This is a genomic window from Nonomuraea corallina (assembly GCF_027620315.1).
Classification (GTDB): Bacteria; Actinomycetota; Actinomycetes; order Streptosporangiales; family Streptosporangiaceae; genus Nonomuraea; species Nonomuraea corallina.
In genome coordinates this window covers 51,231-73,127 of record NZ_JAPNNL010000003.1, presented here as the reverse complement: position 1 = coordinate 73,127, position 21,897 = coordinate 51,231, and the positions used below count along the sequence as shown (strand labels likewise).

At 74.1% G+C, this 21,897-nt stretch carries 21 protein-coding genes; 14 read left to right on the top strand and 7 right to left on the bottom strand.

Annotated elements, in window-relative coordinates; translation table 11 throughout:
* Nucleotides 1–35: 35 nt before the first annotated feature.
* Nucleotides 36–2,738, bottom strand: coding sequence for a cation-translocating P-type ATPase (locus tag OUY22_RS01490; protein ID WP_270152851.1), 2,703 nt, complete (start codon nt 2,736–2,738; stop codon nt 36–38).
* Between the two features lie 303 nt (nt 2,739–3,041).
* On the opposite strand from OUY22_RS01490, the gene OUY22_RS01485 reads away from it, so the two are divergent.
* A complete protein-coding gene (locus OUY22_RS01485) occupies nt 3,042–4,529 on the top strand; it encodes a bifunctional aminoglycoside phosphotransferase/ATP-binding protein (protein ID WP_270152850.1) in 1,488 nt (495 codons plus the stop codon).
* A 118-nt stretch (nt 4,530–4,647) separates the two neighbouring features.
* The gene (locus OUY22_RS01480) at nt 4,648–5,496 is read left to right on the top strand and encodes a universal stress protein (RefSeq protein ID WP_270152849.1); all 849 of its coding nucleotides are present in this window, start codon (nt 4,648–4,650) and stop codon (nt 5,494–5,496) included.
* Nucleotides 5,497–5,509: 13 nt separating this feature from the next.
* Here the strand turns inward: OUY22_RS01480 and OUY22_RS01475 are convergent, their stop codons facing one another.
* Nucleotides 5,510–5,725 carry a DUF1918 domain-containing protein gene (locus OUY22_RS01475; RefSeq protein WP_270152848.1) on the bottom strand — a complete coding sequence of 72 codons (216 nt, stop codon included), beginning with the start codon at nt 5,723–5,725 and terminating at the stop codon, nt 5,510–5,512.
* Nucleotides 5,726–5,960: 235 nt separating this feature from the next.
* Here OUY22_RS01475 and OUY22_RS01470 point away from each other — a divergent pair, with 235 nt between their 5' ends.
* The 5 genes from OUY22_RS01470 to OUY22_RS01450 all read left to right on the top strand — a co-directional run bounded on the left by OUY22_RS01470 (nt 5,961) and on the right by OUY22_RS01450 (nt 10,142).
* On the top strand, nt 5,961–6,230 hold the full coding sequence (locus OUY22_RS01470) for a metal-sensitive transcriptional regulator (RefSeq protein WP_270152847.1): 270 nt from the start codon (nt 5,961–5,963) through the stop codon (nt 6,228–6,230).
* 77 nt (nt 6,231–6,307) lie between these two features.
* Nucleotides 6,308–7,642, top strand: coding sequence for an MBL fold metallo-hydrolase (locus OUY22_RS01465; RefSeq protein WP_270152846.1), 1,335 nt, complete (start codon nt 6,308–6,310; stop codon nt 7,640–7,642).
* A gap of 39 nt (nt 7,643–7,681) precedes the next feature.
* Complete coding sequence (locus OUY22_RS01460) at nt 7,682–8,260, top strand: rhodanese-like domain-containing protein (protein ID WP_270152845.1); 579 nt, start codon at nt 7,682–7,684, stop codon at nt 8,258–8,260.
* A gap of 43 nt (nt 8,261–8,303) precedes the next feature.
* Nucleotides 8,304–9,149 (top strand): sulfite exporter TauE/SafE family protein, encoded by an 846-nt coding sequence (locus OUY22_RS01455; protein WP_270152844.1) that lies wholly within the window; start codon nt 8,304–8,306, stop codon nt 9,147–9,149.
* A gap of 108 nt (nt 9,150–9,257) precedes the next feature.
* Nucleotides 9,258–10,142 carry a universal stress protein gene (locus OUY22_RS01450; RefSeq protein WP_270152843.1) on the top strand — a complete coding sequence of 295 codons (885 nt, stop codon included), beginning with the start codon at nt 9,258–9,260 and terminating at the stop codon, nt 10,140–10,142.
* A gap of 66 nt (nt 10,143–10,208) precedes the next feature.
* On the opposite strand, the gene OUY22_RS01445 is transcribed toward OUY22_RS01450, so the two are convergent.
* Entirely contained in the window at nt 10,209–10,385 is a 177-nt protein-coding gene (locus OUY22_RS01445; protein ID WP_270152842.1) for a hypothetical protein, read from the bottom strand.
* 201 nt (nt 10,386–10,586) lie between these two features.
* Between OUY22_RS01445 and gap the strand changes: the two genes are divergently transcribed.
* Together gap and OUY22_RS01435 are read left to right on the top strand one after the other, a co-directional pair.
* On the top strand, nt 10,587–11,570 hold the full coding sequence (gene gap / locus OUY22_RS01440; RefSeq protein WP_270152841.1) for a type I glyceraldehyde-3-phosphate dehydrogenase: 984 nt from the start codon (nt 10,587–10,589) through the stop codon (nt 11,568–11,570).
* A gap of 5 nt (nt 11,571–11,575) precedes the next feature.
* Nucleotides 11,576–12,010 (top strand): ATP-binding protein, encoded by a 435-nt coding sequence (locus tag OUY22_RS01435; RefSeq protein WP_270152840.1) that lies wholly within the window; start codon nt 11,576–11,578, stop codon nt 12,008–12,010.
* 27 nt (nt 12,011–12,037) lie between these two features.
* Here the strand turns inward: OUY22_RS01435 and OUY22_RS01430 are convergent, their stop codons facing one another.
* The gene (locus tag OUY22_RS01430; protein ID WP_270152839.1) at nt 12,038–12,670 is read right to left on the bottom strand and encodes a pyridoxamine 5'-phosphate oxidase family protein; all 633 of its coding nucleotides are present in this window, start codon (nt 12,668–12,670) and stop codon (nt 12,038–12,040) included.
* A gap of 209 nt (nt 12,671–12,879) precedes the next feature.
* Between OUY22_RS01430 and OUY22_RS01425 the strand changes: the two genes are divergently transcribed.
* Nucleotides 12,880–13,893, top strand: coding sequence for a TerC family protein (locus tag OUY22_RS01425; protein ID WP_270152838.1), 1,014 nt, complete (start codon nt 12,880–12,882; stop codon nt 13,891–13,893).
* A 63-nt stretch (nt 13,894–13,956) separates the two neighbouring features.
* Nucleotides 13,957–15,012: a glycosyltransferase family 9 protein gene (locus OUY22_RS01420; RefSeq protein WP_270152837.1), complete on the top strand. Its 1,056-nt coding sequence runs from the start codon at nt 13,957–13,959 to the stop codon at nt 15,010–15,012.
* Nucleotides 15,013–15,022: 10 nt separating this feature from the next.
* Here OUY22_RS01420 and OUY22_RS01415 read toward each other — a convergent pair whose 3' ends face one another.
* The 3 genes from OUY22_RS01415 to OUY22_RS01405 all read right to left on the bottom strand — a co-directional run bounded on the left by OUY22_RS01415 (nt 15,023) and on the right by OUY22_RS01405 (nt 17,537).
* Nucleotides 15,023–15,826, bottom strand: coding sequence for a cytochrome c oxidase assembly protein (locus OUY22_RS01415; protein WP_270152836.1), 804 nt, complete (start codon nt 15,824–15,826; stop codon nt 15,023–15,025).
* A 67-nt stretch (nt 15,827–15,893) separates the two neighbouring features.
* Nucleotides 15,894–16,361: a DUF2243 domain-containing protein gene (locus tag OUY22_RS01410; protein ID WP_270152835.1), complete on the bottom strand. Its 468-nt coding sequence runs from the start codon at nt 16,359–16,361 to the stop codon at nt 15,894–15,896.
* 27 nt (nt 16,362–16,388) lie between these two features.
* A complete protein-coding gene (locus tag OUY22_RS01405) occupies nt 16,389–17,537 on the bottom strand; it encodes a carboxylate-amine ligase (RefSeq protein WP_270152834.1) in 1,149 nt (382 codons plus the stop codon).
* A gap of 158 nt (nt 17,538–17,695) precedes the next feature.
* Here OUY22_RS01405 and OUY22_RS01400 point away from each other — a divergent pair, with 158 nt between their 5' ends.
* The 3 genes from OUY22_RS01400 to OUY22_RS01390 all read left to right on the top strand — a co-directional run bounded on the left by OUY22_RS01400 (nt 17,696) and on the right by OUY22_RS01390 (nt 21,878).
* Nucleotides 17,696–18,169, top strand: a complete 474-nt coding sequence (locus tag OUY22_RS01400; RefSeq protein ID WP_270152833.1) for a hypothetical protein — start codon at nt 17,696–17,698, stop codon at nt 18,167–18,169.
* A complete protein-coding gene (locus OUY22_RS01395) occupies nt 18,166–19,359 on the top strand; it encodes a zinc-dependent alcohol dehydrogenase (protein ID WP_270152832.1) in 1,194 nt (397 codons plus the stop codon). Before OUY22_RS01400 ends, OUY22_RS01395 begins: the two co-directional genes overlap by 4 nt.
* An 83-nt stretch (nt 19,360–19,442) precedes the next feature.
* Nucleotides 19,443–21,878, top strand: a complete 2,436-nt coding sequence (locus OUY22_RS01390) for a PEP/pyruvate-binding domain-containing protein (protein ID WP_270152831.1) — start codon at nt 19,443–19,445, stop codon at nt 21,876–21,878.
* Nucleotides 21,879–21,897 lie beyond the last annotated feature (19 nt).

Sequence of the window (21,897 nt, the reverse complement as noted above, 5' to 3'; positions counted from 1 at the left end):
CCCGAACCGGAGGCGAAAGTTCCCTCAGGACGGGGTCAAGGGGCGGCCTTGCGGCGGCGCAGCAGCCAGCGGCGGATCTCGTCGGCGCCCCAGACGAGGAACGGGAACGGGACGACGAAGGCCAGCATGTCCGGGGTCAGGGCGGCGGTGCCCAGCAGTGCCTGGAACGGCGGGGCGTAGATGAGCACGGCGGCCAGGGCCAGTTCGAAGGCGATGCCCCACAGCAGCAGCGGGTTGGAGGTGACGCCGACAGAGCGCAGGGAGGCGTGTTCGGTCCTGGCGGCGAACGCGGTGCCGACCTGGCCGGCGATCAGGCCGAGGAAGGTCATGGTGGTCGCCTGCCGGTAGGCGTGGTGCAGCGGGCTGCCGGGCCCGGTCGGATCGCCCGGGTGCCAGCCGGCTCTGAGCAGCACGTAGAAGAACCCGGCCATGGACAGGACGGCGCAGATCACGCCGAGGAACAGCCAGGCGCGCACCAGCATGGCGGGGCGGATCACGCTTTCGGACCGTTCGCGGGGCGGGCGTCGCATGAGGCCCGGTTCGGCGGGTTCGCGGCCCAGCGCCAGCGCGGGCAGGGTCTCGGTGCCGACGTCGAAGGCCAGCAGCTGCAGCACCGTGAGCGGGAGCGGGATGGCGCCGCCCGCGAGGGCGAACACGAGGAACGGGACGATCTCGGGGGTGGTGTGGGCGAAGATGTAGCAGATGAACTTGCGGATGTTGTCGTAGACCTGCCGGCCTGACCTGATGGCGGCGACGACGGTGGCGAAGTCGTCGTCGGTGAGCACCACTGTGGAGGCTTCCCTGGCCACGTCCGTGCCGGAGCGCCCCATGGCCACGCCGATGTCGGCGCGGCGCAGGGCGGGCGCGTCGTTGACCCCGTCGCCGGTCATCGCCACCACGTGCCCCTCGGCGCGCAGCGCGTCGGCGATCCGCAGTTTGGCCTCGGGCGAGCTGCGGGCGAAGATCAGCTGACGGTGTTCGCGCAGCAGCGCGTCCAGGTCGTGCTCGCTCATGCGGTCGAGCTGCTCGCCGGTGACGACGGCGGGCCGCTCGCCGACGATGCCCACCTGCCGGGCCACCGCCGCCGCGGTCAGCGCGTGGTCGCCGGTGACCACGATGATGCGGATCCCGGCGGCATGGCAGTGCGCGACCGCCTCGGCGACCTCGGGGCGCGGCGGATCCTGCATCGCGACCAGGCCCAGCAGGGTCAGGTCGCGTTCGGCGTCCTCGCGCCGCCGGGGCACGGGCTGACCGGGGTCCAGGCGGCGTACGGCCAGGGCCAGCACACGCAGGCCCTGCCGGGCGTGGTCGTCCACGACCTGTTCGACGTCGCGGCGCCGCTCGGCGGTGAGAGGCCGGGCCGCGCCCCCCTCCATGATCGCGGCGCACTGAGGGAGGACCGTCTCGGGCGCTCCTTTGGTGTCCACCCAGGTGCCGCCGTCGCGTTCGTCGACGGTCGACATCCGCTTCAGCGCCGGGTCGAAGTGGAACAGGCACAGCCGTCCGGCGGCGCCGGGCTCCCCGAGCCGGTCGGCGGCCCCGAGCATCGCCACCTCGGTGGGGTCGCCGGTCAGGGTTCCCGCGAGGTCCCGGCGGGCGTTGTTGCACGCCGTCATGACGGAGGCCAGCCCCGCGAGCGCCGGGTCGGCGCGCCGCGCGTCCCCGGACACCGGGGCGTCCCCGAGCTCGTAGGTCCCGGCGGCGGTCCAGACGTGGGTGACCCGCATGCGGTTCTCCGTGAGCGTGCCGGTCTTGTCGGTGCAGATGACCCCCGTCGACCCCAGCGTCTCCACCGCGCTCAGCCGTTTGACCACCGCCCCTCGCCGCGCCAGGTCGCGCACGCCCAGCGCCAGCGCCAGGGTGATCACCGGCAGCAGCCCTTCGGGCACGTTGCCCACGAGCAGCCCCACGGCGAACACCACCGCCTCGGACACCGGCAGGTGTGCGCCGAAGGTCGCGATCGGGACGAAGGCCGCCCCGGTGATGAGCGCGATCAGCGCGATCAGTCGCGACACCTTGCGGATCTGCCGGTCGAGCGGGTTCTCCTCCGGCTGGACGCGTTCCGACAGCGCCGCGATCCGCCCCAGCTCGGTGCGCATCCCGGTGGCGAACACGACCGCCCGAGCCTGCCCCTCGGTGCACATCGTCCCGGAGAACGCCAGGTCACGAGCCTGTAGCAGGCTCACGCCGGTGTCCGCCAGGTCAGCGGAGCGAAAGACCGGCATCGACTCGCCGGTCAGCGTCGACAGGTCGACCTCGATGCCGCCCGAGATCAGCCGGGCGTCCGCCGAGATCCGGTCACCCTCCTCGATCATCAGCACGTCGCCCGGCACCAGCTCGGCGGCGGGCACCGCCTGCGGCCGTCCGTCGCGCAGCACCTTCGCCTGGACCGGCAGGAACGCGGCCAGCGCCTCGACGGCCTTCTCGGCCTGCACCTCCTGGGCGAAGGCGAACACCGCGTTGAGGATGATCACCACCATGACCGCCACCGCGATCGGGACGATCCCCGCCACGAAGGCCAGAGCCGCCGCCGCCCACAGCAGCAGCGCCAGCGGATGGGTGAACTGCCGCCCCAGTGCGCGGGGCCAGTGCCGGCCGCCGCGTCGGCGAAGCTCGTTGGGACCGTAGTGGACCAGCCGCCGCGCCGCCTCTCGCGAGGTCAGGCCGGTGCGCGAGCTGCCCAGGTCGCGCAGCAGCGGCTCCAGCCGCTCGGTCGGGTCGGGCTCCGGCCGGCTCATCGAGCGCGTCCCGGCCGGCCCCAGGGCTCGTGACGACCCCTGAGCACCGGTCTCACCAACGGCGACGCAGTCACCAGGCCCCCTCGCGGATTCGCCGGATCGGGACCCACGGCACGATCACCTGGGTCCGGCGCGGACGCGGTCAGCGCCCTCCTGGCGTACCCGGCCGGAGGTCCTCACCCAACCTCCGGCCCGGCCCTGATTACCGGATCTGGCCGCTCAACCTGGGGAAATGCGGGTAGGGGCAGCCGTGAGACGGGCCCGGATCGGGACGGCCGGGCGGGGGAGTGCGGGGGCGTTGTGATGGGACCGTGGGCTCAGATCAAGGAGACGCATTCGGCCGTGGTGATCCTGCTCGGCGACCGGGCGATCAAGGTGCGCAAGCCGGTGGATCTGGGCTTCCTCGACTTCACCACGCGTGAGGCCCGGCAGGCCATCTCCCACGAGGAGGTGAGGCTCAACCGGAGGCTCGCGCCCGACGTCTACGAGGGCGTCGCCGACGTGCTCGGCCCCGACGGGCGGCCCTGCGAGCACCTCGTGGTGATGCGGCGGATGCCGGACGGACGCCGGCTCGCGACGATGATCCGCGCGGGCGAACCGGTGGAGGCGGAGCTGCGCCAGGTCGCCCGGATGGTCGCGAGCCTGCACGGCCGCTCGCGCCGCGGCCCGGAGATCGACCGGCAGGGAGAGGCGCGGGCGCTGCGGGAACGCTGGACGGCGAGCTTCGCCCAGGTCCGTGAGACCTCCGGCGCCGTGTTCGGCCCCGGGGTGATCGAGGAGATCGAACGGCTCGTCGGCCGTTTCCTCGACGGCCGTGAGCGCCTGTTCGCCGCGCGGATCGCCGAGGGCCGCATCGTGGACGGCCACGGGGACCTGCTGGCCGACGACATCTTCTGCCTGGACGACGGGCCGCGGATCATGGACTGCCTGGAGTTCGACGAACGGCTGCGCTTCGTCGACGGCCTGGACGACGCCGCGTTCCTGGCCATGGACCTGGAGCGGCTGGGGGCGCCTCGGCCGGCCGAGCTGTTCCTGCGCTGGTACACCCAGTTCTCCGGTGACCCCGCTCCGGCCTCGCTGTGGCACCACTACGTCGCCTACCGGGCCTTCGTCCGCGCCAAGGTCGCCGGCGTGCGGTATCGGCAGGGAGACCTCGGTACGGTGCGCGACGCCCGCGAGCTGGCCGAGCTGACGCTGCGTCATCTACGGGCCGGTGCGGTGACGCTGGTGCTGGTCGGCGGCACTCCGGGGACCGGCAAGACCACCGTCGCCGCCGCGGTCGCCGACCGGCTGGGCTACACGCTGCTGAGCAGCGACCGCGTACGCAAGGAGCTCGCCGGGATCGGGGCCGAGGTGCCCGCGCCGGCGCCCTTCGGCGAGGGGATCTACAGCCGTGAGTGGACCGAGCGGACCTACCGCGAACTGCTGTCCCGGGCGCGGAGCCTGCTGCTGCGCGGTGAGCCCGTGATCCTCGACGCTTCCTGGAGCGACGCCGGGCACCGGAAGGCGGCCGAAGACCTGGCGGAGCGCACCTCAAGCGACCTGGTGGCGCTGCGCTGCACCGCCCTGCCGCAGCTGGTCGAGGAGCGGCTGGCCGGCCGCCGGGGCGGGATCTCCGACGCCGGTCCGGCGGTCGCCGCCGCCCTCGCGGCGACGGCGGCGCCCTGGCCCGACGCCATCGAGATCGACACCGGCGCGTCCCCGGCGCAGTCGCTCGAACGGGCGCTGCGGGCGATCCACGGGCCGGAGGCGCCGTGGCGCTTCCAGCGCCCCCGCCTCGAACCCGGGTGACCGGCGGCGGCCGTGAGGTGGGTACCTGAAGGGTGCCGGCCGTCACGTTCCGCATGCGAGGCGAGACGTTCGGCAAGGGGGCAGAGGGCTCCGACCGGGGGCTGGTGAAGGGGGAACGATGGCGGAACAGATCACGGTGGGGGTGGACGGGTCCGTACCGGCCGCCGCGGCGGTCGAGTGGGCGGCCGGCGACGCGCGCCGCCGGGGACGCTCGCTCCACCTCCTGTACGTGGCCGAACTCTGGCCGCTCAGCCTGGGCGAGGTCGACGTGGAGTACGGCGGCGAAGCGCTGCGGGCCGCCGCCGAGCGGGCGCGGGAGGTGGCGCCGGACGTGGCGGTGACCACCGAGGCCCGCAGGGGCAACGCCATCGAGCAACTGGTCATCGGCTCGTCCGCGGCCGACAGCGTGGTGCTGGGCAGCAGAGGACGGGGCGGCTTCACCGGGTTGCTGCTCGGCTCGGTCAGCACCGCCGTGGCGGCGCACGCCGCGGGGACGGTCGTGGTCGTGCGCGGCCCCGCCGAGACCCGGCACGGACGGGTCGTGGTGGGCTACGACGGCTCGGAGTGGTCGCGGACGGCGATGGAGTACGCCGTCGGCCAGGCCCGCGCCCGTCAGGCCGGCGTCCACGTGGTGTTCTCCTGGCAGGAGCCGGTTCTGGCGCCGTACGCCGCCGCCTACAGCGGGGTGCTGGACAGCGCCTTCGAGGAGCAGCGGCGCAGGGCCCGGGAGGCGGTGACGCCGTGGCGGGAGGCGAACCCGGACGTGGAGATCACGGACGAGCAGGTGTGCGCGCATCCCGTGGCCGCGCTCAGGGACGCCTCGGCGTCGGCCGACCTGGTCGTGGTGGGCTCGCGCGGGATGGGCGGCTTCTCCGCGTCCGTGCTCGGCTCGGTGAGCCGGGGAGTGCTGCACCATGTCACCTGCCCGGTCGCGGTGGTGCGCCCGCGGGGGGAGCGGAACGGCTGACCGGGGCGGGCGCTCACCGGGGCGGAAGCGACGCTTCCCGCTCCTGCTTGGTCACCACGTGGGCGTCCGGGCCGGGGAACACCAGGGATTCGTGTTCGGAGTCCGTCCAGCGCACCAGGTAGGGCGGTGACCCGTCCTCGTGGCGTACCTCGGTGATGACGCCGACCCGCCGCGACTCGTGATCGCGGGCGCTCTCGACGACCAGCCGGTCTCCTACCGCTGCCTTCATCGGTGTTCTCCTCTCGACGGTGCCCGCCGGGCCCGGCGGGCGGGTGACGGTTCGCCCGTACTCCCTTCATCGGCTCTGGCGGCCCTCTGGAAACCCCGGGGACGGACCCGCCCGCACCCGTCGGCTACCCCCGTACACCGGCCCGTATCCTCACCTCTACCGGCGACAGCGCGACGAAAGGCCTGGTGAAGCACGATTTGCACTCGTGGGTACCCCTGGGGGTATAGTTCGGGCCATGGAGCTGAACGAGAGCATGGTGGGCGACGCGCTGACCCGGCTGAAGCGGGCCCATGGCCAGCTCGCAGGCGTGATCGCGATGATCGAGGCCGGCGAGGACTGCACGAAGGTGCTCACCCAGCTCGCGGCCGTCTCCAAGGCGCTCGACCGGGCCGGATTCAAGATCGTCGCCACCGGGCTGCGCCACTGCCAGGACGCCCGCGACCGCGGCGACGAGCCGCCCATGAGCGTGGCGGAGCTGGAGAAGCTCTTCCTGGCGCTCGCCTGACCCCCTGCGGCCACGGGCGATCGTGGCCGCCCTTTTTTGACCGGATGATACCCCCTGGGGTATCCAAGGAGTACATCATGGACGTCGTCTCCTTCCGCACGCCCGGCCTGGGCGACCAGACCTACCTGCTGACCCACGAGGGCAAGGGCGTCCTCGTCGACCCCCAGCGCGACATCGACCGGTTCCTCGACGCCGCCGCCGAGCGGGACGTGGAGCTCCGGTTCGTGCTGGAGACCCACCTGCACAACGACTACGTCTCCGGCGCCGAGCAGGCCGCGCTGCGCACCGGCGCCGAGCTGGTGCTGCCCGCCGCCGCCGCGCCCGCCTACCGGCACGTGCCCGCCTACCACCTGGAGGACCTCGACGGCGGCGACGGCCTGACCCTGCGCCCGATCCACACGCCGGGCCACACCCCCGAGCACACCAGCTACCTGGTGCTCCTCGACGGCGAGCCGGCGGCGCTCTTCTCCGGCGGCAGCCTGCTGGTCGCCTCGGCCGGCCGGCCCGACCTGCTCGGCCCCGAGCGGGCCCGGTCCCTGGCCCGCCTGCAGCACGGCTCGCTGCGCCGCCTGGCCGCGCTTCCCCCCGGCGTCGGCCTCTACCCCACGCACGGCGAGGGCTCGTTCTGCACCGTCACCGGCGCCGGCCGGCTGACCTCCTCCATCGGGGCCGAGCGCGCCGGCAACCCGATGCTGGCCATCGACGACCCGGACGAGCTCGCCGACGCGCTGCTGGCCGCCCCCATGCCCATCCCCGCCTTCTACCGGTACATGGGCAGGGCCAACACGCTCGGCGTGCCGCCCATGCCGCCGGTCCGCGTCCCCGAGCTCGACGCCGCGCCCCAAGGCGCCCAGGTCGTCGACATCCGCCCGCGCCGCTCCCAGGCCCGCGGCATGCTGCCCGGCTCCATCGGCATCGAGCTGGACGACGACTTCGGCAGCTGGACCGGCTGGCTGCTGCCCTACCAGGAGCCGATCACGCTGGTCGCCGAGCCGGACCAGGACGTCGCCGAGGCCGTCACGCAGCTCGCCCAGATCGGTATCGACACCGTGCGCGGCGTCGTCCGCGACCTCGGCGAAGCCGCCACGCAGACCTACGAACTGCTGACCCTCGACGCCTTCGTCCGGCGGCTCGCCCAGCCGGACGCCCAGGTGCTCGACGTCCGGATGCCCGCCGAGCGGCGAGAGGCCCGGCTGGAGGGCGCGGTCGAGCGCTTCCTGCCCGACCTGGTCACCCAAGGCATCCCCGCCGAGCTGACCCCCGAGCGGCCCGTGCTCGTCGCGTGCGCCTCCGGCCGCCGCGCGAGCATCGCCGCCGGTCTGCTGGCCCGCGCCGGTCACCGGCCGGTCGTGCTCGCCGACGCGGGAGTCGCCGAGGCCGCCGCCGCGCTCGGCCGGCCGCGCGCCGCCTGACCTGAACGCACACCCGAGCAAGACACAGGAGAAACCCACATGTCCCGCATCGACGCCGCCTCCGCCCGCTCGCTGATCGCGGCCAACCCCGACGTGCTCGTCGTGGACGTCCGCACCCCGGCCGAGTTCGAGTCCGCGCACATCGACGGCGCCGTCAACCTGCCCCTCGACCAGGTCGACGCGCACCTGCGCCGCATCGTCGCCGACGCAGGCGGACGCATGCTGCTCATCTGCCAGTCCGGCGCCCGCGCCGAGCGCGCGCGGACGGCGCTGGACGCCGCCGGGGTGTCCGACCTCGCGGTCCTGGACGGCGGGATGAACGCCTGGATCGCCTCCGGCGCACCCGTCACCCGGGGCCGGCCGCGCTGGACGCTGGAGCGGCAGGTCCGGCTCGTCGCCGGGAGCGTCGTGCTCGCCTCGGTCCTGCTGAGCCTGTGGATCCCGGCCGCCGTGTTCGTCGCGGCCTTCATCGGCGCCGGCCTGACGTTCGCCGCCCTGACCGACACCTGCGCCATGGGCATGCTCCTGGCCAAGCTGCCCTACAACCGCGCCGGTGGCGCGGACGTCGAGGCGGCCATCGCCCGGATGGCCCGGCGCCCCTCGCGGGACGCCGCGTGAGGGGGCCTCTCCTCATGTCTCCCGTATACCCCCGGGAGTGTCCATGCTCGCGCTGACCATCGCCGCCGCCGTGGTGATCGGTCTGACCCTCGGCCTGTTCGGGGGCGGCGGGTCCATCCTCACCGTGCCGGTGCTGACCTACCTCGCCGGCGTCCCGGCCAAGCAGGCCATCGCCATCTCCCTGTTCGTCGTGGCCGTCACCAGCGCCGTCAGCGCGGCCGGCCACGCCAGGGCGGGGCGCATCCGCTGGCGCACCGGTCTCGTCTTCGGCGCCGCGGGCATGGCGGGGGCGTACGGAGGCGGGCTGATCGGCCCGCACCTGCCCGAGGCGCTCCTCATGGGCGCCTTCGCCGCGATGATGCTCGCCACCGCCATCGCCATGATCGGCGACCGCCGCGCCTCCCGGCCCACCTCCGAGCCGGGGGAGTCGCGCGTCCCTCGGGTGATCGCCGAAGGCGTCGTCGTCGGCCTGGTGACCGGGCTCGTCGGCGCGGGCGGAGGCTTCCTGGTGGTGCCCGCCCTGGTCCTGCTCGGCGGCCTGCCCATGGGCGCGGCGGTGGCCACCTCGCTGGTCGTCATCTCCATGAAGTCCCTGGCCGGCCTGGCCGGATACCTGCAGAGCACCGCGATCGACTGGTCCCTGGCCCTGCCCGTGACCGCGGCGGCCGTGGTCGGCGGGCTCGCCGGCGGCGCCCTGGCGGGCAGGATCGACGCCGACCGGCTGCGCCAGGCGTTCGGCTGGTTCGTGCTGGCGATGGGCGGCTTCGTTCTCGTTCAGCAACTGCCGCCGGGGCCGCTCGGCCGCTGGAGCGCGCTGCCCGCGTGCGCCGCCCTGGCGGTGGCCGCGCTCGGGCTCGCGCTGTGGCGCCGGCAGCGGGCGGCGTCCTGACCGGGCCCCGCCAACGGGAAAAGCCCGAAAGTTTCACCGCCTGTGGGCCGCGGCTCAACGGCCGGGGGAACGTTCCTGTGGCAGGGCCGGAGAACCCGGGGGGCGGCAGTGAGCGACGGACATGCTGGTCGGCCGATAGTGGTCGGCTACGACGACTCGCCCGAGAGCGGGCAGGCGCTGGGCTGGGCCCTCGACGAGGCGCGGCTGCGGGGGCTGCCCGTGCTCGTCTGCCACGCCCTGAACTGGCCCTACGCCCTCAGAGCCGTCCCGAAGGAGACCGTCGCGCAGATCGAGCGGGTCGCCCTCGGCGTCGTGGACGACGGGGTCAGCCGGGCCCGGAAGCTGGCGCCCGAGGTCGACGTCCGGCCGCTGCTGGGCAGGGGCACCCCCGCCGCGGTGCTCCTCGAGGTCGCGCGCGCCGCGGAACTGGTGGTGCTGGGGTTCCGCGGGCTGGGCGGGTTCGAGGGCCTGCGGGTGGGGTCGGCTGCCGTCCAGGTGCCCGCCCACAGTGTCGGACCGGTCGTCGTGGTACGGCCGCTCCTGCCGCCGGACGGCCGGGACGTCCGGGACGTCCGGATCGTGGCCGGGCTCGACGGCTCACCGGCGAGCCTGGCGGCCTTCGACTTCGCCCTGGAGGAGGCCGCGCTGCGCGGTGGCGCCCTGACGGCCCTGTGCTGCTGGGGAGAGCACGGATCCGTCCCGTGGGAGGATCCGCTCCCTTTCGTGAGCTCGCGGGCGCTGCGCAGCGGAGCGGAGGCCCGCTTCCGCGAGGTCGTCACCCAGCTGGCCGGCAGGCACCCCGAGGTGCCGGTCGTCACCGAGTTCGTGACCGAACGGGCCCAGCGTGCGCTGATCGACTCCTCCAAGGAGGCGACGCTCCTCGTGCTGGGCAACCGGGGCAACGAGTCGCCCGCCTGTCTGCTGCTGGGCCGGGTCCTCCAGACCGCGCTGCTCGAAGCCTGGTGCCCGGTCGCGGTGACCCCGGCCACCTGATGCCCGCCGATGCCGGCCCGGCGCCGGGCCGGCGAGGGCTCGCCGGGGAGAGGCCGGGGGGCGGGGTCAGGTTCCGGACGGGCCGACGGGGGCCGACCGCAGGTTCTCGACGCTCCGTACGAGGGCGAGGTTCGCCGCGGTCAGCACGCGCACCTGCTCCTCGAGAAGGTCGATCCGCTTCCTCAGCGTCATCAGCTCGATGTCGGCGAGCGGCGCTTCCATGATCATGCGTCCACCGATCATGATCTTTCACCTCCCTGGTGGTTCCATGGTGACTCCGCCGCAGGCGCCGGGGACAGCGGCGAACGCCCTCACAGCGAAGGACCAACGGCCCTGGCCCGCCCGCCGCCCTGGTGCCGCGCCGTCGCGGTACGGGCCGAAGGTCCACCCCGGACGGGACCGTGGCCTCTGACCCGCGAGCCGCGCCCGCCGGACGATGGGGACATGAGAATCGGAATCAACGGATTCGGCAGGATCGGCAGAGCCTTCCTGCGCCGTGCGCTCCGCACCGACCTGGAGATCGTCGCCGTCAACGACCTCACCGACGCGGCCGCGCTGGCCCACCTGCTCAAGCACGACTCCACGTACGGGCCGCTCGACGTGCCCGTCACCGCCTCGCCCGGCCTGATCGAGGTCGACGGGCGCAAGATCTCCGTGACCTCCTGCGCCGAGCCGGAGCGGATCGACTGGCGCGCGCACGACGTCGGGCTGGTCATCGACGCCACCGGGCGCTTTCGCACCCGGGACGCGCTGGCGGGCCACCTGAAGGCCGACGCCCGCAGGGTCCTGCTGTCGGCCCCCGGCAAGGGCCTGGACGCCACCATCGTCCCCGGCGTCAACGACGCCGCCCACGACCCGGCCCGGCACGAGATCGTGTCCCTCGCCTCCTGCACCACCAACTGCGTGGCGCCGCTGGTCAAGGTGCTGCACGAGCGCTTCGGCCTGGTCCGGGGCTTCATGACCACCATCCACGCCTACACCGGCGACCAGCGGCTGCTCGACGCCCCGCACAAGGACCCGCGCCGGGCCCGCTCCGCGGCCGTCAACATCGTGCCGACCACCACCGGCGCCGCCCGCATGGTGGGCCAGGTCCTGCCGGAGCTCGACGGCCGCCTGGACGGCATCGCCATCCGCGTACCGGTCGAGGACGGCTCCATCACCGACCTGTCCGCCCAGCTCGGCCGCCCGGTCACCGCGCAGGAGGTCAACGACGCCTTCGCCGAGGCCGCCGCCGGCGAACTGCGCGGCATCCTGCGGTACAGCACCGACCCGCTCGTCTCCCGCGACATCGTCGGCGACGCCGCCTCGTGCGTGTTCGACTCCGGCCTCACCCAGGCGAGCGGGGACCTGGTCAAGGTCTTCGGCTGGTACGACAACGAATGGGGCTACGCCAACCGGCTGGTCGAGATGGCCGGGCGGATGGGCTGAGCGACATGAGGATCACCCTGCGCTTCGACGAGCGGTCCCTGGCCCGCACGCGTCACGTGCTGCGGCGCGCGGCGCGTGCCCACGGACTGGACGGGATCCGGCTCGACGACTTCCTGCTGGCGGCCGACGAGTGCGTGGTCAACGCCGTGCGGCACGGCGGCGGGGGCGGCCGGGTGGTCCTGTGGTGCGCGGACGGCGTCCTGCGCTGCGAGATCAGCGATCAGGGGCCGGGCATCCCCGAGCGGGTTCTGGCCGGCACGTCCCTGCCGTCGTCCGCCGCGCCCGGGGGGCGGGGGATCTGGCTGACGCGCCGCCTGGCCGACGAGGCCGAGTTCGTCACCGGCCCCGGCGGCACCGTCGTGCGGCTGGCCATGCGGGTGTCCCCGCCGTCGCGCCCCGGCCCGGTCGAGGCCGCTCGTCCGTCACCGTCCCGGGCGTGACGGGCAGGGGGCGGCTCAGCGCAGGGTTCAGTACTGGTTGGTCGCGGCGTCCTGGGCGAGCCCCTCGTCGAGCTTCTCCGCCGAGACGCCCTTGAGACCCAGATGGTCCTTGGCCATCCGGCCGATGGAGGGCAGACCGCCGCGGTCGGGCCAGGTGTCCGGCTGCCACAGCGACGCGCGCAGGAACGCCTTCGCGCAGTGGATGTAGAGCTCCTCGACCTCCACCAGGACCGCCAGCCGCGGACGCTTGCCCCGCACCGCCAGGTCGTCGAAGAACGGCGCGTCCGCCACGAGCGTGGCCCGGCCGTTGACCCGCAGCGTCTCGTTCATCCCCGGAACCAGGAACAGCAGCCCGACGTGGGGGTTGCGCAGCACGTTGCGGAAGCTGTCGACGCGATGGTTGCCGGGCCGGTCGGCGAGCGCCAGCCGGTGGTCGTCGAGGACCAGCACCGACCCGGCGGGGTCGCCGCGCGGGGAGACGTCGCAGGTGCCGTCGGGGGCCGAGGTGGCCAGCAACACGAGCGGGGAGTGCGCGATGATCGTGCGCGCGTGCTCGTCGATCCGGGCGATGTCCTTGTCCCAGCCGGCTTGCGACGGTTCCCGGACGATCTGCCGCAGCTCGGCCTCGGTGGTCACCGTACGGATCTCGGAAGAATGCACCACCCGACTCTAAGGGACCCAGGCAGCGGCGCCGCGGCCGGATCCGGCCCCCGAGGTGGAGCCCGAGGTCGAGATGACCTACGGTGGAGGGACGAGGGGAGTACTTCCCAAGCGTCGATCCCGGTCAGTACGGACCTGTGGCAGGGTCCTCGGGCGGCCGCCCCATGGGCGAAGGAGACCTCGAACGACTCAACGTTCGAGGAGGACGCATGCCTGCCACGACCGTCCAGCCTGCCGTCGCGCTGGAATCGATCGCCTCGCCCCAGCTGTGGGCGGTCACCATAGCGGGGCTGGTCGTCCTGCTGGTGCTGGACTTCATCGTGACGCGCCGCCCGCACGAGGTGCGCATGCGCGAGGCCGTGGGCTGGTCCGTCTTCTATCTCGCCCTTCCGCTGGTGTTCGGGGTCGGTCTGTGGGCGTGGGCGGGGTCCACCGTGGCGGTGGAGTTCTTCACGGGCTACGTCGTGGAGAAGTCGCTGTCGGTGGACAACCTCTTCGTGTTCATGCTGCTGCTGGCCGCCTTCGCGGTCCCGGCGGTGCTGGCACAGCGCGTCCTGCTCTATGGGATCATCGGGGCGCTGGTGCTGCGGGCCATCTTCATCGCGCTCGGCGCCGCCGCGCTGCAGAGCGGGACGTGGGCGTTCCTGCTGTTCGGCGCCATCCTCATCGTGACCGCCGTGAAGGTCTTCAGGGACGCGGCGAGCGGCCAGGAGCACGAGGTGGACGTCAGCTCCCTCCGCTCCGTCCGGCTGGTGCGCCGGTTCATGCCGGTGACCGACGGCTACCGGGGCTCGCGGCTCATGGTCAGGGAAGCGGGCCGGTACGCGCTGACGCCGCTGGCGCTGGCCATGGTGGCCGTCTTCGCCACCGACATCGTGTTCGCCGTCGACTCGGTGCCGGCCGTCTACGGCGTCACCGAGGACCCCTTCCTGGTCTTCGCCACCAACGCCTTCGCCCTGCTCGGCCTGCGCGCGCTGTACTTCGTGCTGCAGGGCGCCCTGTCCAAGCTCCGCTACCTCAACCACGGACTCTCGCTCATCCTGGCGTTCATCGGCGTCAAGCTCGTCCTGCACTGGGCGCACGGCATCTGGCCCCAGGTCCCGGAGATCCCGACCCCGCTCTCGCTGGGCGTCATCGTCACGGTCCTGGTCACCGTCACGCTCACCAGCGTCCACGCCAACCATCGCGACCAGCGCGCGGAGGCGCGGCCCGGCGACCGGTGAGCGGGCGCCCGCCGGGGAGAACGTCCGGTTTGTCCCCCCAGTGCCGGGGGTAGCCGGGCAACCGTGCCCGTCCCGAGCAAGGACCGTACGGCGGCGGTGGTCGCCGGGGTGCGGCGGATCGCGGTGCTGCGCGCCAACGCGCTGGGCGACTTCCTGCAGGCGCTGCCCGGCATCGAGGCGATCAGGAACGCCTACCCCGGCGCCACACTCACGCTGCTCGCCCGCCGCTGGCACGCGGACTTCCTGGCCGGGCGGCCGGGCCCGGTGGACGAGGTGGTCGCGCTGCCGCCGATCACCGGCGTGTCCACCTCCGAGGACGGCCTGCGCGCCCCGGACGCCCTGCTGGCGCGGCTGCGGGACCTGCGGTTCGACCTGGCGGTGCAGATGCACGGCGGCGGACGCCACTCCAACCCGTTCGTCCTGGCCCTGGGCGCCGGGGTGACGGCCGGGCTGCGGGCATCGGACGCCCCTCCGCTGGACCGGTGGGTCCACTACGGCTTCCACCAGCCCGAGACCATCCGTTATCTGGAGGTCGCGGCGCTGGTGGGCGGGCGCCCCGGCCGGATCGAGCCGGGCGTGACGGTGACGGACCGCGACCGGGCGGAGCTGGGCGAGCTGCCGGAAGGGCTGGTCGCGATCCACCCGGGGGCCAACGACCCGCGCCGGCAGTGGCCGCCGGAATGTTTCGCGGCGGTGGCCGACCGGCTGGGGAGGCCCGTGGTGATCACCGGCGGCGAGGCGGAGCGCGACCTGGTGGCCCGGGTGGCCGGGGCGATGCGGCGGCCCGCCATCACAGCCGCCGGGCGGCTGAGCGTCGGCGGGCTGGCCGCCCTGTACGAGGGGTGCGACCTGGTGGTGGCCAACGACACCGGGCCGCGCCACCTGGCGGCGGCGGTGGGGACGGCGACGGTCGGCGTCTACTGGTGCGGCAACCTGATCAACGCCGGGCCGCTCACCCGGCACCGGCACCGGCCGCTGGTGTCGTGGACGCCCGCCTGCCCCGTCTGCGGCGAGAGCGGGCTCGGCCCGCACCCCCGGCGGTGCCCGCACGAGGTGTCGTGGGTGGCCGACGTCCCGGTGGACGCGGTGCTGGAGGAGGCCGGGGACCTGCTGCGGTGAACGCTCTGCGTCAGTGCGCGGCGGCGGCGGCGACCCTGCGGCGGTGCGCCCGGCCGGTGGCGGCGTACCACTGGGCGGCGACGATCACGGCCAGGAGCAGTTCGACCGCGTCCCCGCCGTAGTACATCACCTGGGACCCGGCCTGGAGATCGGCCGGGGCGAAGGAGGTGCCGGGCGGCGGCGTGCCGTACAGCGACTTGGCCAGCACCGCGTGCGCGGCCCCGCCCGCCAGCAGCGCGCCCGCGCGCCAGGGCAGGCTCCACCGGCGGCGCACCGGGTCCAGCTGGCACACGGCGAAGGCGTACAGCGTGCCGGCGGCCACCACGTGCAGATGGACGGCGGCGTGCAGCCACGCATGCTGGTCGGCGGCCGCCAGCAGCGGCGTGCGGTACAGCAGCCACAGCCCGCCCATGTCCAGCACCACCGCCACCGCCGGAGCGACCAGCCAGCCGGCCGGGCGGGAGTGCGCCACGGCCAGCACGGCGCGCCGCGCCCGGCCGGGGCGCAGCGCGCGCAGCGTCAGCGTCAGCGGGCGGCCGGCCACGAGCAGCACGGGAGCGAGCATCCCGGCCAGCAGGTGCTGCCCCATGTGCGCGGTGAACGGCTGCCCCGGCATCCGCACGGCGAAGGCGGCGGCCAGCAGCGCGGCGCCCGCGACGAAGCTCGCCTGCCAGGCCCACGGCCAGGCGTCGCCCCGGCGGCGCAGCCGGTGCGCGGCCACCACGTATCCGGCCGCCAGCAGCACGGCCAGGCACACCGCCGCCGGCGCCGCCACGGCCAGGCCACCGGCGTGGTGATCGTGCCCCGGTGTCATCGGCGGGCCTCCGTACCCGCCAGGCCGTCCGAGGTCATCGGCCGGTCTGCGTAACCGCCGAGCCGTCTCATCGGCCGGTCTCCGTCCCGTCCCGGCCGGCCGCGCCCGTCCGCCGGCGGGCCCTGGCGGCGAGCACCGCTCCGGCCGCCAGCAGCGCCAGCGCGGCGCCGTTCCAGGCCAGGTCGTACAGCAGCAGGTCCGGCACGTAGCGGATCTGGTGCAGCCGGAACACCTTGTGGTTGATCAAACCGTCGAACAGCTGGAACCCGCCCGCGCCCAGCAGCAGCCCGGCCCAGGCGTGCGCCGCCGACAGCGTCCCCCGGCGGCGCAGATCGGCCCACAGCACGAACCCGGCGACCAGTCCGAGCAGCTCGGCGGTGTGCAGCAGCCCGTCCGACAGCAGGCCCACGGCCGGGGTGGAACGGTCGAAGAAGTGATGCCAGCCCAGCAGCTGGTGGAAGACGATCTCGTCGACCGCCGCCATCACCGCCACGCCGATCAGCGCCGCGGCCGCCATCGACCGGCCGCGCTCCATCGGCGAACCTGAGGCGCTCATCATCCCTCAGGACGCCGCGGACCGGTACGGCGGGGAGTTGCCCGCCGGCCGGTCCCACTCGCAGGCCCGGGTCTCGGCCAGCAGCAGGTCCACGACGTCGGACAGCTGTTCCCGCTGGGCGAACACGCGGCGCTGGCGCTCGGCCGAGCTGCCCCGGGCCAGCGCCTCCTCGGCCAGCTCGGAGACCAGCTCCCAGTCCGAGGTCTCCTCCAGCTGCGGCCGCAGGCCCTGGATCAGGCGTCTGATCACGACCGGCGCGGGGCGCGGCACGCCGCCCACCGGGTCGATCAGCTCGCCTTCCAGCCCGGACCGCGCCGCCTGCCAGGTCGCGGCCCGCACCGCCTCCAGCTGCACCGAGCGCTCGACCCCCTGGCGCAGCGCCTCCAGCTCCCTGGCGACCAGCGCCCGGAACAGCCCCGCGATCAGCACGATGTCGGACAGCTGCGGGCAGGAGTCACAGATGCGCAGCTCCACCGTGGGCAGGTGCTCCGACGGCCGGATGTCGAAATAGATCATCCCGGGGTCGCTGATCACCTCCGACCGGATCAGCTCCTGGACCATCTGCTCGTACTCGGCGGCGGAGTCGAACTTCGAGATCGGGCCCGCGGTGGGCCAGCGCTGCCAGACCAGCGTGCGGTAGCTGGCGTACCCGGTGTCGGCGCCGTCCCAGAACGGGGAGCTGGCCGACAGCGCCAGCAGGGGCGGCAGCCACGGCGTCAGCCGGTGCGCGACGGCGACGGCCTCGTCCGGGTCGTCGACCTGGGCGTGCACGTGGGTGCCGCAGATCAGCTGCTCGCGCGTGAGCTGCTGGTAGTCGTTGAGCATCTGCTCGTAGCGGGGGTCCGGGGAGACCGTCAGCTCGTCCATGTCGACCAGGAGCGGGCTGCCGGCGGCGCTGATGCCCAGGCCCAGCTCGTCGGCCCGCGTGATCAGCCGCGTGCGCAGCTCGCCCAGGTCGCGCGCGAGGTCCTCCAGCCGTACGAAGGGTGCGCTGTTGGACTCGACCATGGAACGCTGCAGCTCGTGGGTGAAGCGATCGGGCGGCAGTCCTTCCAGCAACAGCTCGGCGCGCCCGGCCAGGCGGTGGGTGGAGAGGGAGACCACGTGGAACTCCTCCTCCACCCCCACGCGGATCGCTTCACCTTCGAGATTCACCAGTACCACCTCCGGCCCGTGGGGTTGCGACCCAACCTCTCCCCAGAAATGGGCTCTTCTCACGTGGAACAGGTCACCGGACCCGCCCGAACCCGGAGGTCAGGGCGTGGGCGGGCGCGGTGGGTTTGCCGGTGCGGGGGGCGGGCAGCGGCCGGGGAATGAAGGCGACATTTCGCAAGAGTCGTACAGGGTCGTTCTCCCGACGCCCGAGACGACGGGCCAAGAACCGCACCAGGCGCGCACCCCTCCTCCTCGCGGGGCTGGCCGCCGCCGGAGGCGCCGCGCTGGTGGCGCGGCTGGCCCGCGAGGCGAAGCCGGAGGAGACCACCTGGTACGCCGTCACGGTCCGGGCCGACCCCGCCGAGCTGACCGGCCCTGACCGGCCCGCCGCGCTGGCACTGCTGGCCGAACGGCACGAGCTCCGCATCACCCCCGCGCCGGGCGGGCGAGGCAGCGAGATCGCCGTCCGCGACGCCGGCGGCGACACCAGGGAAGAGGTACGCGCGATCAAGCAGGTGCTGGAGACCGGCGAGGCGCTCGTCGTGGAGGGGCAGCCGGAAGGACACCGGACGCTCCTCGGCCGGGCCGGCGGGCCGGCGTTCCGGCAGCTGACGAGAAGGGGACCGCGATGAAGGCGCTGTGCTGGACGGGCGTGAACGAGGTCTCGGTCGAGGAGGTCCCCGACCCGGCGATCCTCAACCGGCAGGACGCCGTCATCAAGGTCATCGCCAGCTCGGTGTGCGGCTCCGACCTGCACCTGCTGGACGGCTACGTGCCCACGATGGCGGCCGGGGACGTGCTCGGGCACGAGTTCGTCGGCGAGGTCGTCGAGGTCGGCCCCGACGTGCGCGAGCGCAGGGTGGGGGAGCGGGTCACGGTCTGCTCCATCATCGGCTGCGGCGGCTGCCACTACTGCAAGCAGGGCCTGTGGTCGCTGTGCGACAACACCAATCCCAACCCGGGGTTCCTGGAGAAGCTCAACGGGCACGCCACCGCCGGCATCTTCGGCTACTCGCACGCGATGGGCGGCTTCGCCGGCAGCCACGCCGAGTACGTCCGCGTCCCGTACGCCGACGTCAACGCGTTCCCGGTGCCCGACGGCGTGCCGGACGCCGGCGCCGTGTTCGCCTCGGACGCCGTGCCGACCGGCTGGATGGGAGCCGATCTGGGCGAGGTCGGCCCGGGTGACGTGGTGGCCGTCTGGGGCTGCGGCGGCGTCGGCCAGATGGCGGCCCTGGCGTCGCTGCGCATGGGCGCCGAGCGGGTGATCGCCATCGACCGGTTCCCCGAACGCCTGGCCATGGCCGCCGCCGTCGGCGCCGAGACGCTCGACTATGAGCGGGTGGACGTGCTGGACGCGCTCAAGGAGCTGACCGGCGGGCGCGGGCCCGACGTCTGCATCGAGGCGGTCGGCATGGAGAGCCACGGGACCGGCGCCCAGTACGCCTACGACCGCGCCAAGCAGGCCCTGCGGCTGGAGACCGACCGGGGGCTGTCGCTGCGCCAGGCGATCCACGCCTGCCGCAAGGGCGGCACCGTCTCGGTGCTGGGCGTCTTCCTCGGCCTGGTGGACAAGTTCCCGATGGGCGCGGTCATGAACAAGGGGCTGACGCTGCGCGGCGCGCAGCAGCACGGCCACCGCTACATCCCGATGATCCTCGACCTGATGAGCCGGGGCGAGATCGACGCCTCCCCGCTGCTCACCCACCCGCTGAGCCTGGAGGACGGCCCCAAGGGGTACGAGCTGTTCAAACGGAAGGAGGACGGCTGCGTCCGGGCGGTGTTCCACCCCGACGTCCGCCCCGGGACCGAAGCGCCCTGAGGGGGGCGGGCGGGCCGCGTCCCCTCCTTCGGCCGCCGTCCGAGGCGTACGCTCGGAGCCGTCGGGCGCCGGAAGGATGCGAGATGGCCATCGTCGACCTCTCCGATGTGGACGCGGGCATGATCGAGCTGGTCGGCGGCAAGGCCGCCGGGCTCGGCGAGCTGATCCGGGCGGGTGAGCGCGTGCCGGCCGGCTTCTGTCTCACCGTCGAGTCCTCCGTCTCGCGCGACCTCCCGGAGGACGACCTGGCCGCGGCCTACGCCCGGCTCGGCGGCGGGCGCGTGGCCGTCCGGTCCAGCGCCACCGCCGAGGACCTGCCCGACGCCAGCTTCGCCGGCCAGCAGGACACCTATCTCGACGTCGAGGGCGCCGGACCGCTGATGGACGCGGTCCGCGCGTGCTGGGACTCGCTGCACACCGACCGCGCCGTCGCCTACCGCGCCGCGGTGGGCGTCGCCGACGCCGCCATGGCCGTGGTGGTCCAGCGCATGATCGATCCCGTGGTCGCCGGCGTCCTGTTCACCGCCGACCCGGTCACCGGCTGCCGCGCCGAGATGGTCGTCGACGCCGCGCCCGGCCTGGGCACCGCCGTGGTCGAGGGCACCGTCGTCCCGGACCACTACGTCCTCACCCATGAAGGGCCCGTACGTCCCGGCGGCGGATGCCTCAGCCGGGAGCGGCTCACCGAACTGCGCGAGGCGGGGCGGCGGCTGCAGGAGCACTTCGGCGCTCCCCAGGACATCGAGTGGGCGTTCGACGACGGCGGCACGCTCTGGCTGCTGCAGTCCCGTCCGGTCACCACCCTGTTCCCGGCCCCGCCCGACACCGGCGACACGCGCCTCTACCTGGAGTTCGGCCACATCCAGGGCATGCTGCGGCCGATGACGCCGATGGGCGTGTCGCTGCTCAAGATGGCCGGCGGCCTGTGGTTCCGCTCCGTCGGCGCGAAGGTCGACCCGCGCGACCCGATGCCCCGGCTGGTCGCCATCGGCGGGCGGCTCTACTTCGACCTGACCGACTTCCTGCGCAGCAGGAGCCTGCGCACGCGGCTGGGGCCCTCGCTGGAGGTGTACGGGCCGCGCGTGCGGGGCGCGGTGGAGCGGATGCTGGACGATCCGAGGTTCGCGCCGCGGCCCGGCCTGCCGTTCCGCCTCGGCAGCGCCGTCGCGGTGACGCTGCGCCTGGCCCCGGCCGCGGTCGCGGGGATCACCGGTTGCCTGGCCAGGCCGGTCGCCGCCAGGGTCAGGGCCTACCGCGCCCTCGACGAGCTCAGCCGCCGGGCCACGCCGCCGGCCGGGCCGGCCACGTCCGCCCAGCGGCTCCGCTGGGTGATCCAGGACTCCCACCGGGCGGTCATGAGCCCGGACATGCTGGGCATGGTGTGGCCGCTGATCACCGGGGTGATCGTCGGCTCGGCCCCGGCCGGGCTGCTCGCCGGCGTCGCCACGAGGGAGGAGCTGGACGTCGTCCTCGGCGGGATGCCGTACAACGTCACCACCGAGATGGACCTGGCGCTCTGGGAAGTCGCCGGGCGGGCGCGGGCGCACCGGGAGCTGTTCCTGCGCACCCCGCCGGAGGAGCTCGCCGCGCGGTACCGCGTGGGCGACCTCCCGGACGTCGGGATGGCGGGCTTCCTCGACAGGTACGGCATGCGCGCGGCCGGGGAGATCGACGTCGGCGTGCCGCGCTGGGAGGAGGACCCGACCCCGCTGTTCGCCACGATCGCCAACTACCTCCGTGTCGACGACCCCGGGCAGGCGCCCGACCGGCGGTTCCGGCAGGCCGCGGAGAAGGCGGAGCGGATGATCGGCACGCTGTCGCGGCGGGTCCGGCGGGAGAGTCCGGTCCTCGGCCGGCTCGCGGTGTTCCTCATGCGTCGTTCACGGGAGCTGACCGGGCTCCGGGAGCTCGGAAAGTTCGCCTGGCTGCCGGCGCTGCGGTCGGCCCGGCGCGAGCTGCTGCTGATCGGGGCCGACCTGGCCACGCGCGGCCTGCTGGAGCGTCCCGGCGACATCATGTTCCTCGACCTGCGCGAGGCCCTGTCGGCGGTGCTCGACGGCGCGGACCATCGCGATCTGGCCGCGGCGCGCCGCGCCGGGCACGAACGCGAGCTGCGCCGGCACACCGTCCCCGGCGCCCTGCTGTCCGACGGGACCGACGTGGAGGCGCTCGCCCCGCGTGAGCCCGCGGGGCCCGGGGTGCTGACCGGCATGGCGGGGGCGGCCGGCCGGGCCACCGGCAGGGCGCGGGTGATCCGCGACCCGGCCGGCGCGCGCGTCGAGCCGGGCGAGATCCTCGTCGCCCCCACCACGGACCCCGGCTGGACCCCGCTGTTCCTGACGACGGCGGGCCTGGTGACCGAGACCGGGTCGCCCCTGGCCCACGGTCCGACCGTCGCCAGGGAGTACGGCATCCCCGCCGTGATCTGTGTCCGCGACGCCACCCGCGAGATCAGGACCGGCCAGCTGATCACCATCGACGGCGCCGCCGGCACCGTGCGGATCGAGCCCGAGAGCTGACGGGCCCCCTTCTCCCCGC

Coding starts and splice junctions, on each gene's coding strand:
- OUY22_RS01465 (WP_270152846.1), top strand. CDS start 6,308: ATGGACGTCGTCTCCTTCCGCACGCCCGGCCTGGGCGACCAGACCTAC.
- OUY22_RS01455 (WP_270152844.1), top strand. CDS start 8,304: ATGCTCGCGCTGACCATCGCCGCCGCCGTGGTGATCGGTCTGACCCTC.
- OUY22_RS01415 (WP_270152836.1), bottom strand. CDS start 15,826: ATGACACCGGGGCACGATCACCACGCCGGTGGCCTGGCCGTGGCGGCG.
- OUY22_RS01475 (WP_270152848.1), bottom strand. CDS start 5,725: ATGAAGGCAGCGGTAGGAGACCGGCTGGTCGTCGAGAGCGCCCGCGAT.
- OUY22_RS01470 (WP_270152847.1), top strand. CDS start 5,961: ATGGAGCTGAACGAGAGCATGGTGGGCGACGCGCTGACCCGGCTGAAG.
- gap (WP_270152841.1), top strand. CDS start 10,587: ATGAGAATCGGAATCAACGGATTCGGCAGGATCGGCAGAGCCTTCCTG.
- OUY22_RS01435 (WP_270152840.1), top strand. CDS start 11,576: ATGAGGATCACCCTGCGCTTCGACGAGCGGTCCCTGGCCCGCACGCGT.
- OUY22_RS01485 (WP_270152850.1), top strand. CDS start 3,042: ATGGGACCGTGGGCTCAGATCAAGGAGACGCATTCGGCCGTGGTGATC.
- OUY22_RS01480 (WP_270152849.1), top strand. CDS start 4,648: ATGGCGGAACAGATCACGGTGGGGGTGGACGGGTCCGTACCGGCCGCC.
- OUY22_RS01390 (WP_270152831.1), top strand. CDS start 19,443: ATGGCCATCGTCGACCTCTCCGATGTGGACGCGGGCATGATCGAGCTG.
- OUY22_RS01490 (WP_270152851.1), bottom strand. CDS start 2,738: ATGAGCCGGCCGGAGCCCGACCCGACCGAGCGGCTGGAGCCGCTGCTG.
- OUY22_RS01400 (WP_270152833.1), top strand. CDS start 17,696: ATGAAGGCGACATTTCGCAAGAGTCGTACAGGGTCGTTCTCCCGACGC.
- OUY22_RS01425 (WP_270152838.1), top strand. CDS start 12,880: ATGCCTGCCACGACCGTCCAGCCTGCCGTCGCGCTGGAATCGATCGCC.
- OUY22_RS01460 (WP_270152845.1), top strand. CDS start 7,682: ATGTCCCGCATCGACGCCGCCTCCGCCCGCTCGCTGATCGCGGCCAAC.
- OUY22_RS01445 (WP_270152842.1), bottom strand. CDS start 10,385: ATGATCGGTGGACGCATGATCATGGAAGCGCCGCTCGCCGACATCGAG.
- OUY22_RS01395 (WP_270152832.1), top strand. CDS start 18,166: ATGAAGGCGCTGTGCTGGACGGGCGTGAACGAGGTCTCGGTCGAGGAG.
- OUY22_RS01410 (WP_270152835.1), bottom strand. CDS start 16,361: ATGGAGCGCGGCCGGTCGATGGCGGCCGCGGCGCTGATCGGCGTGGCG.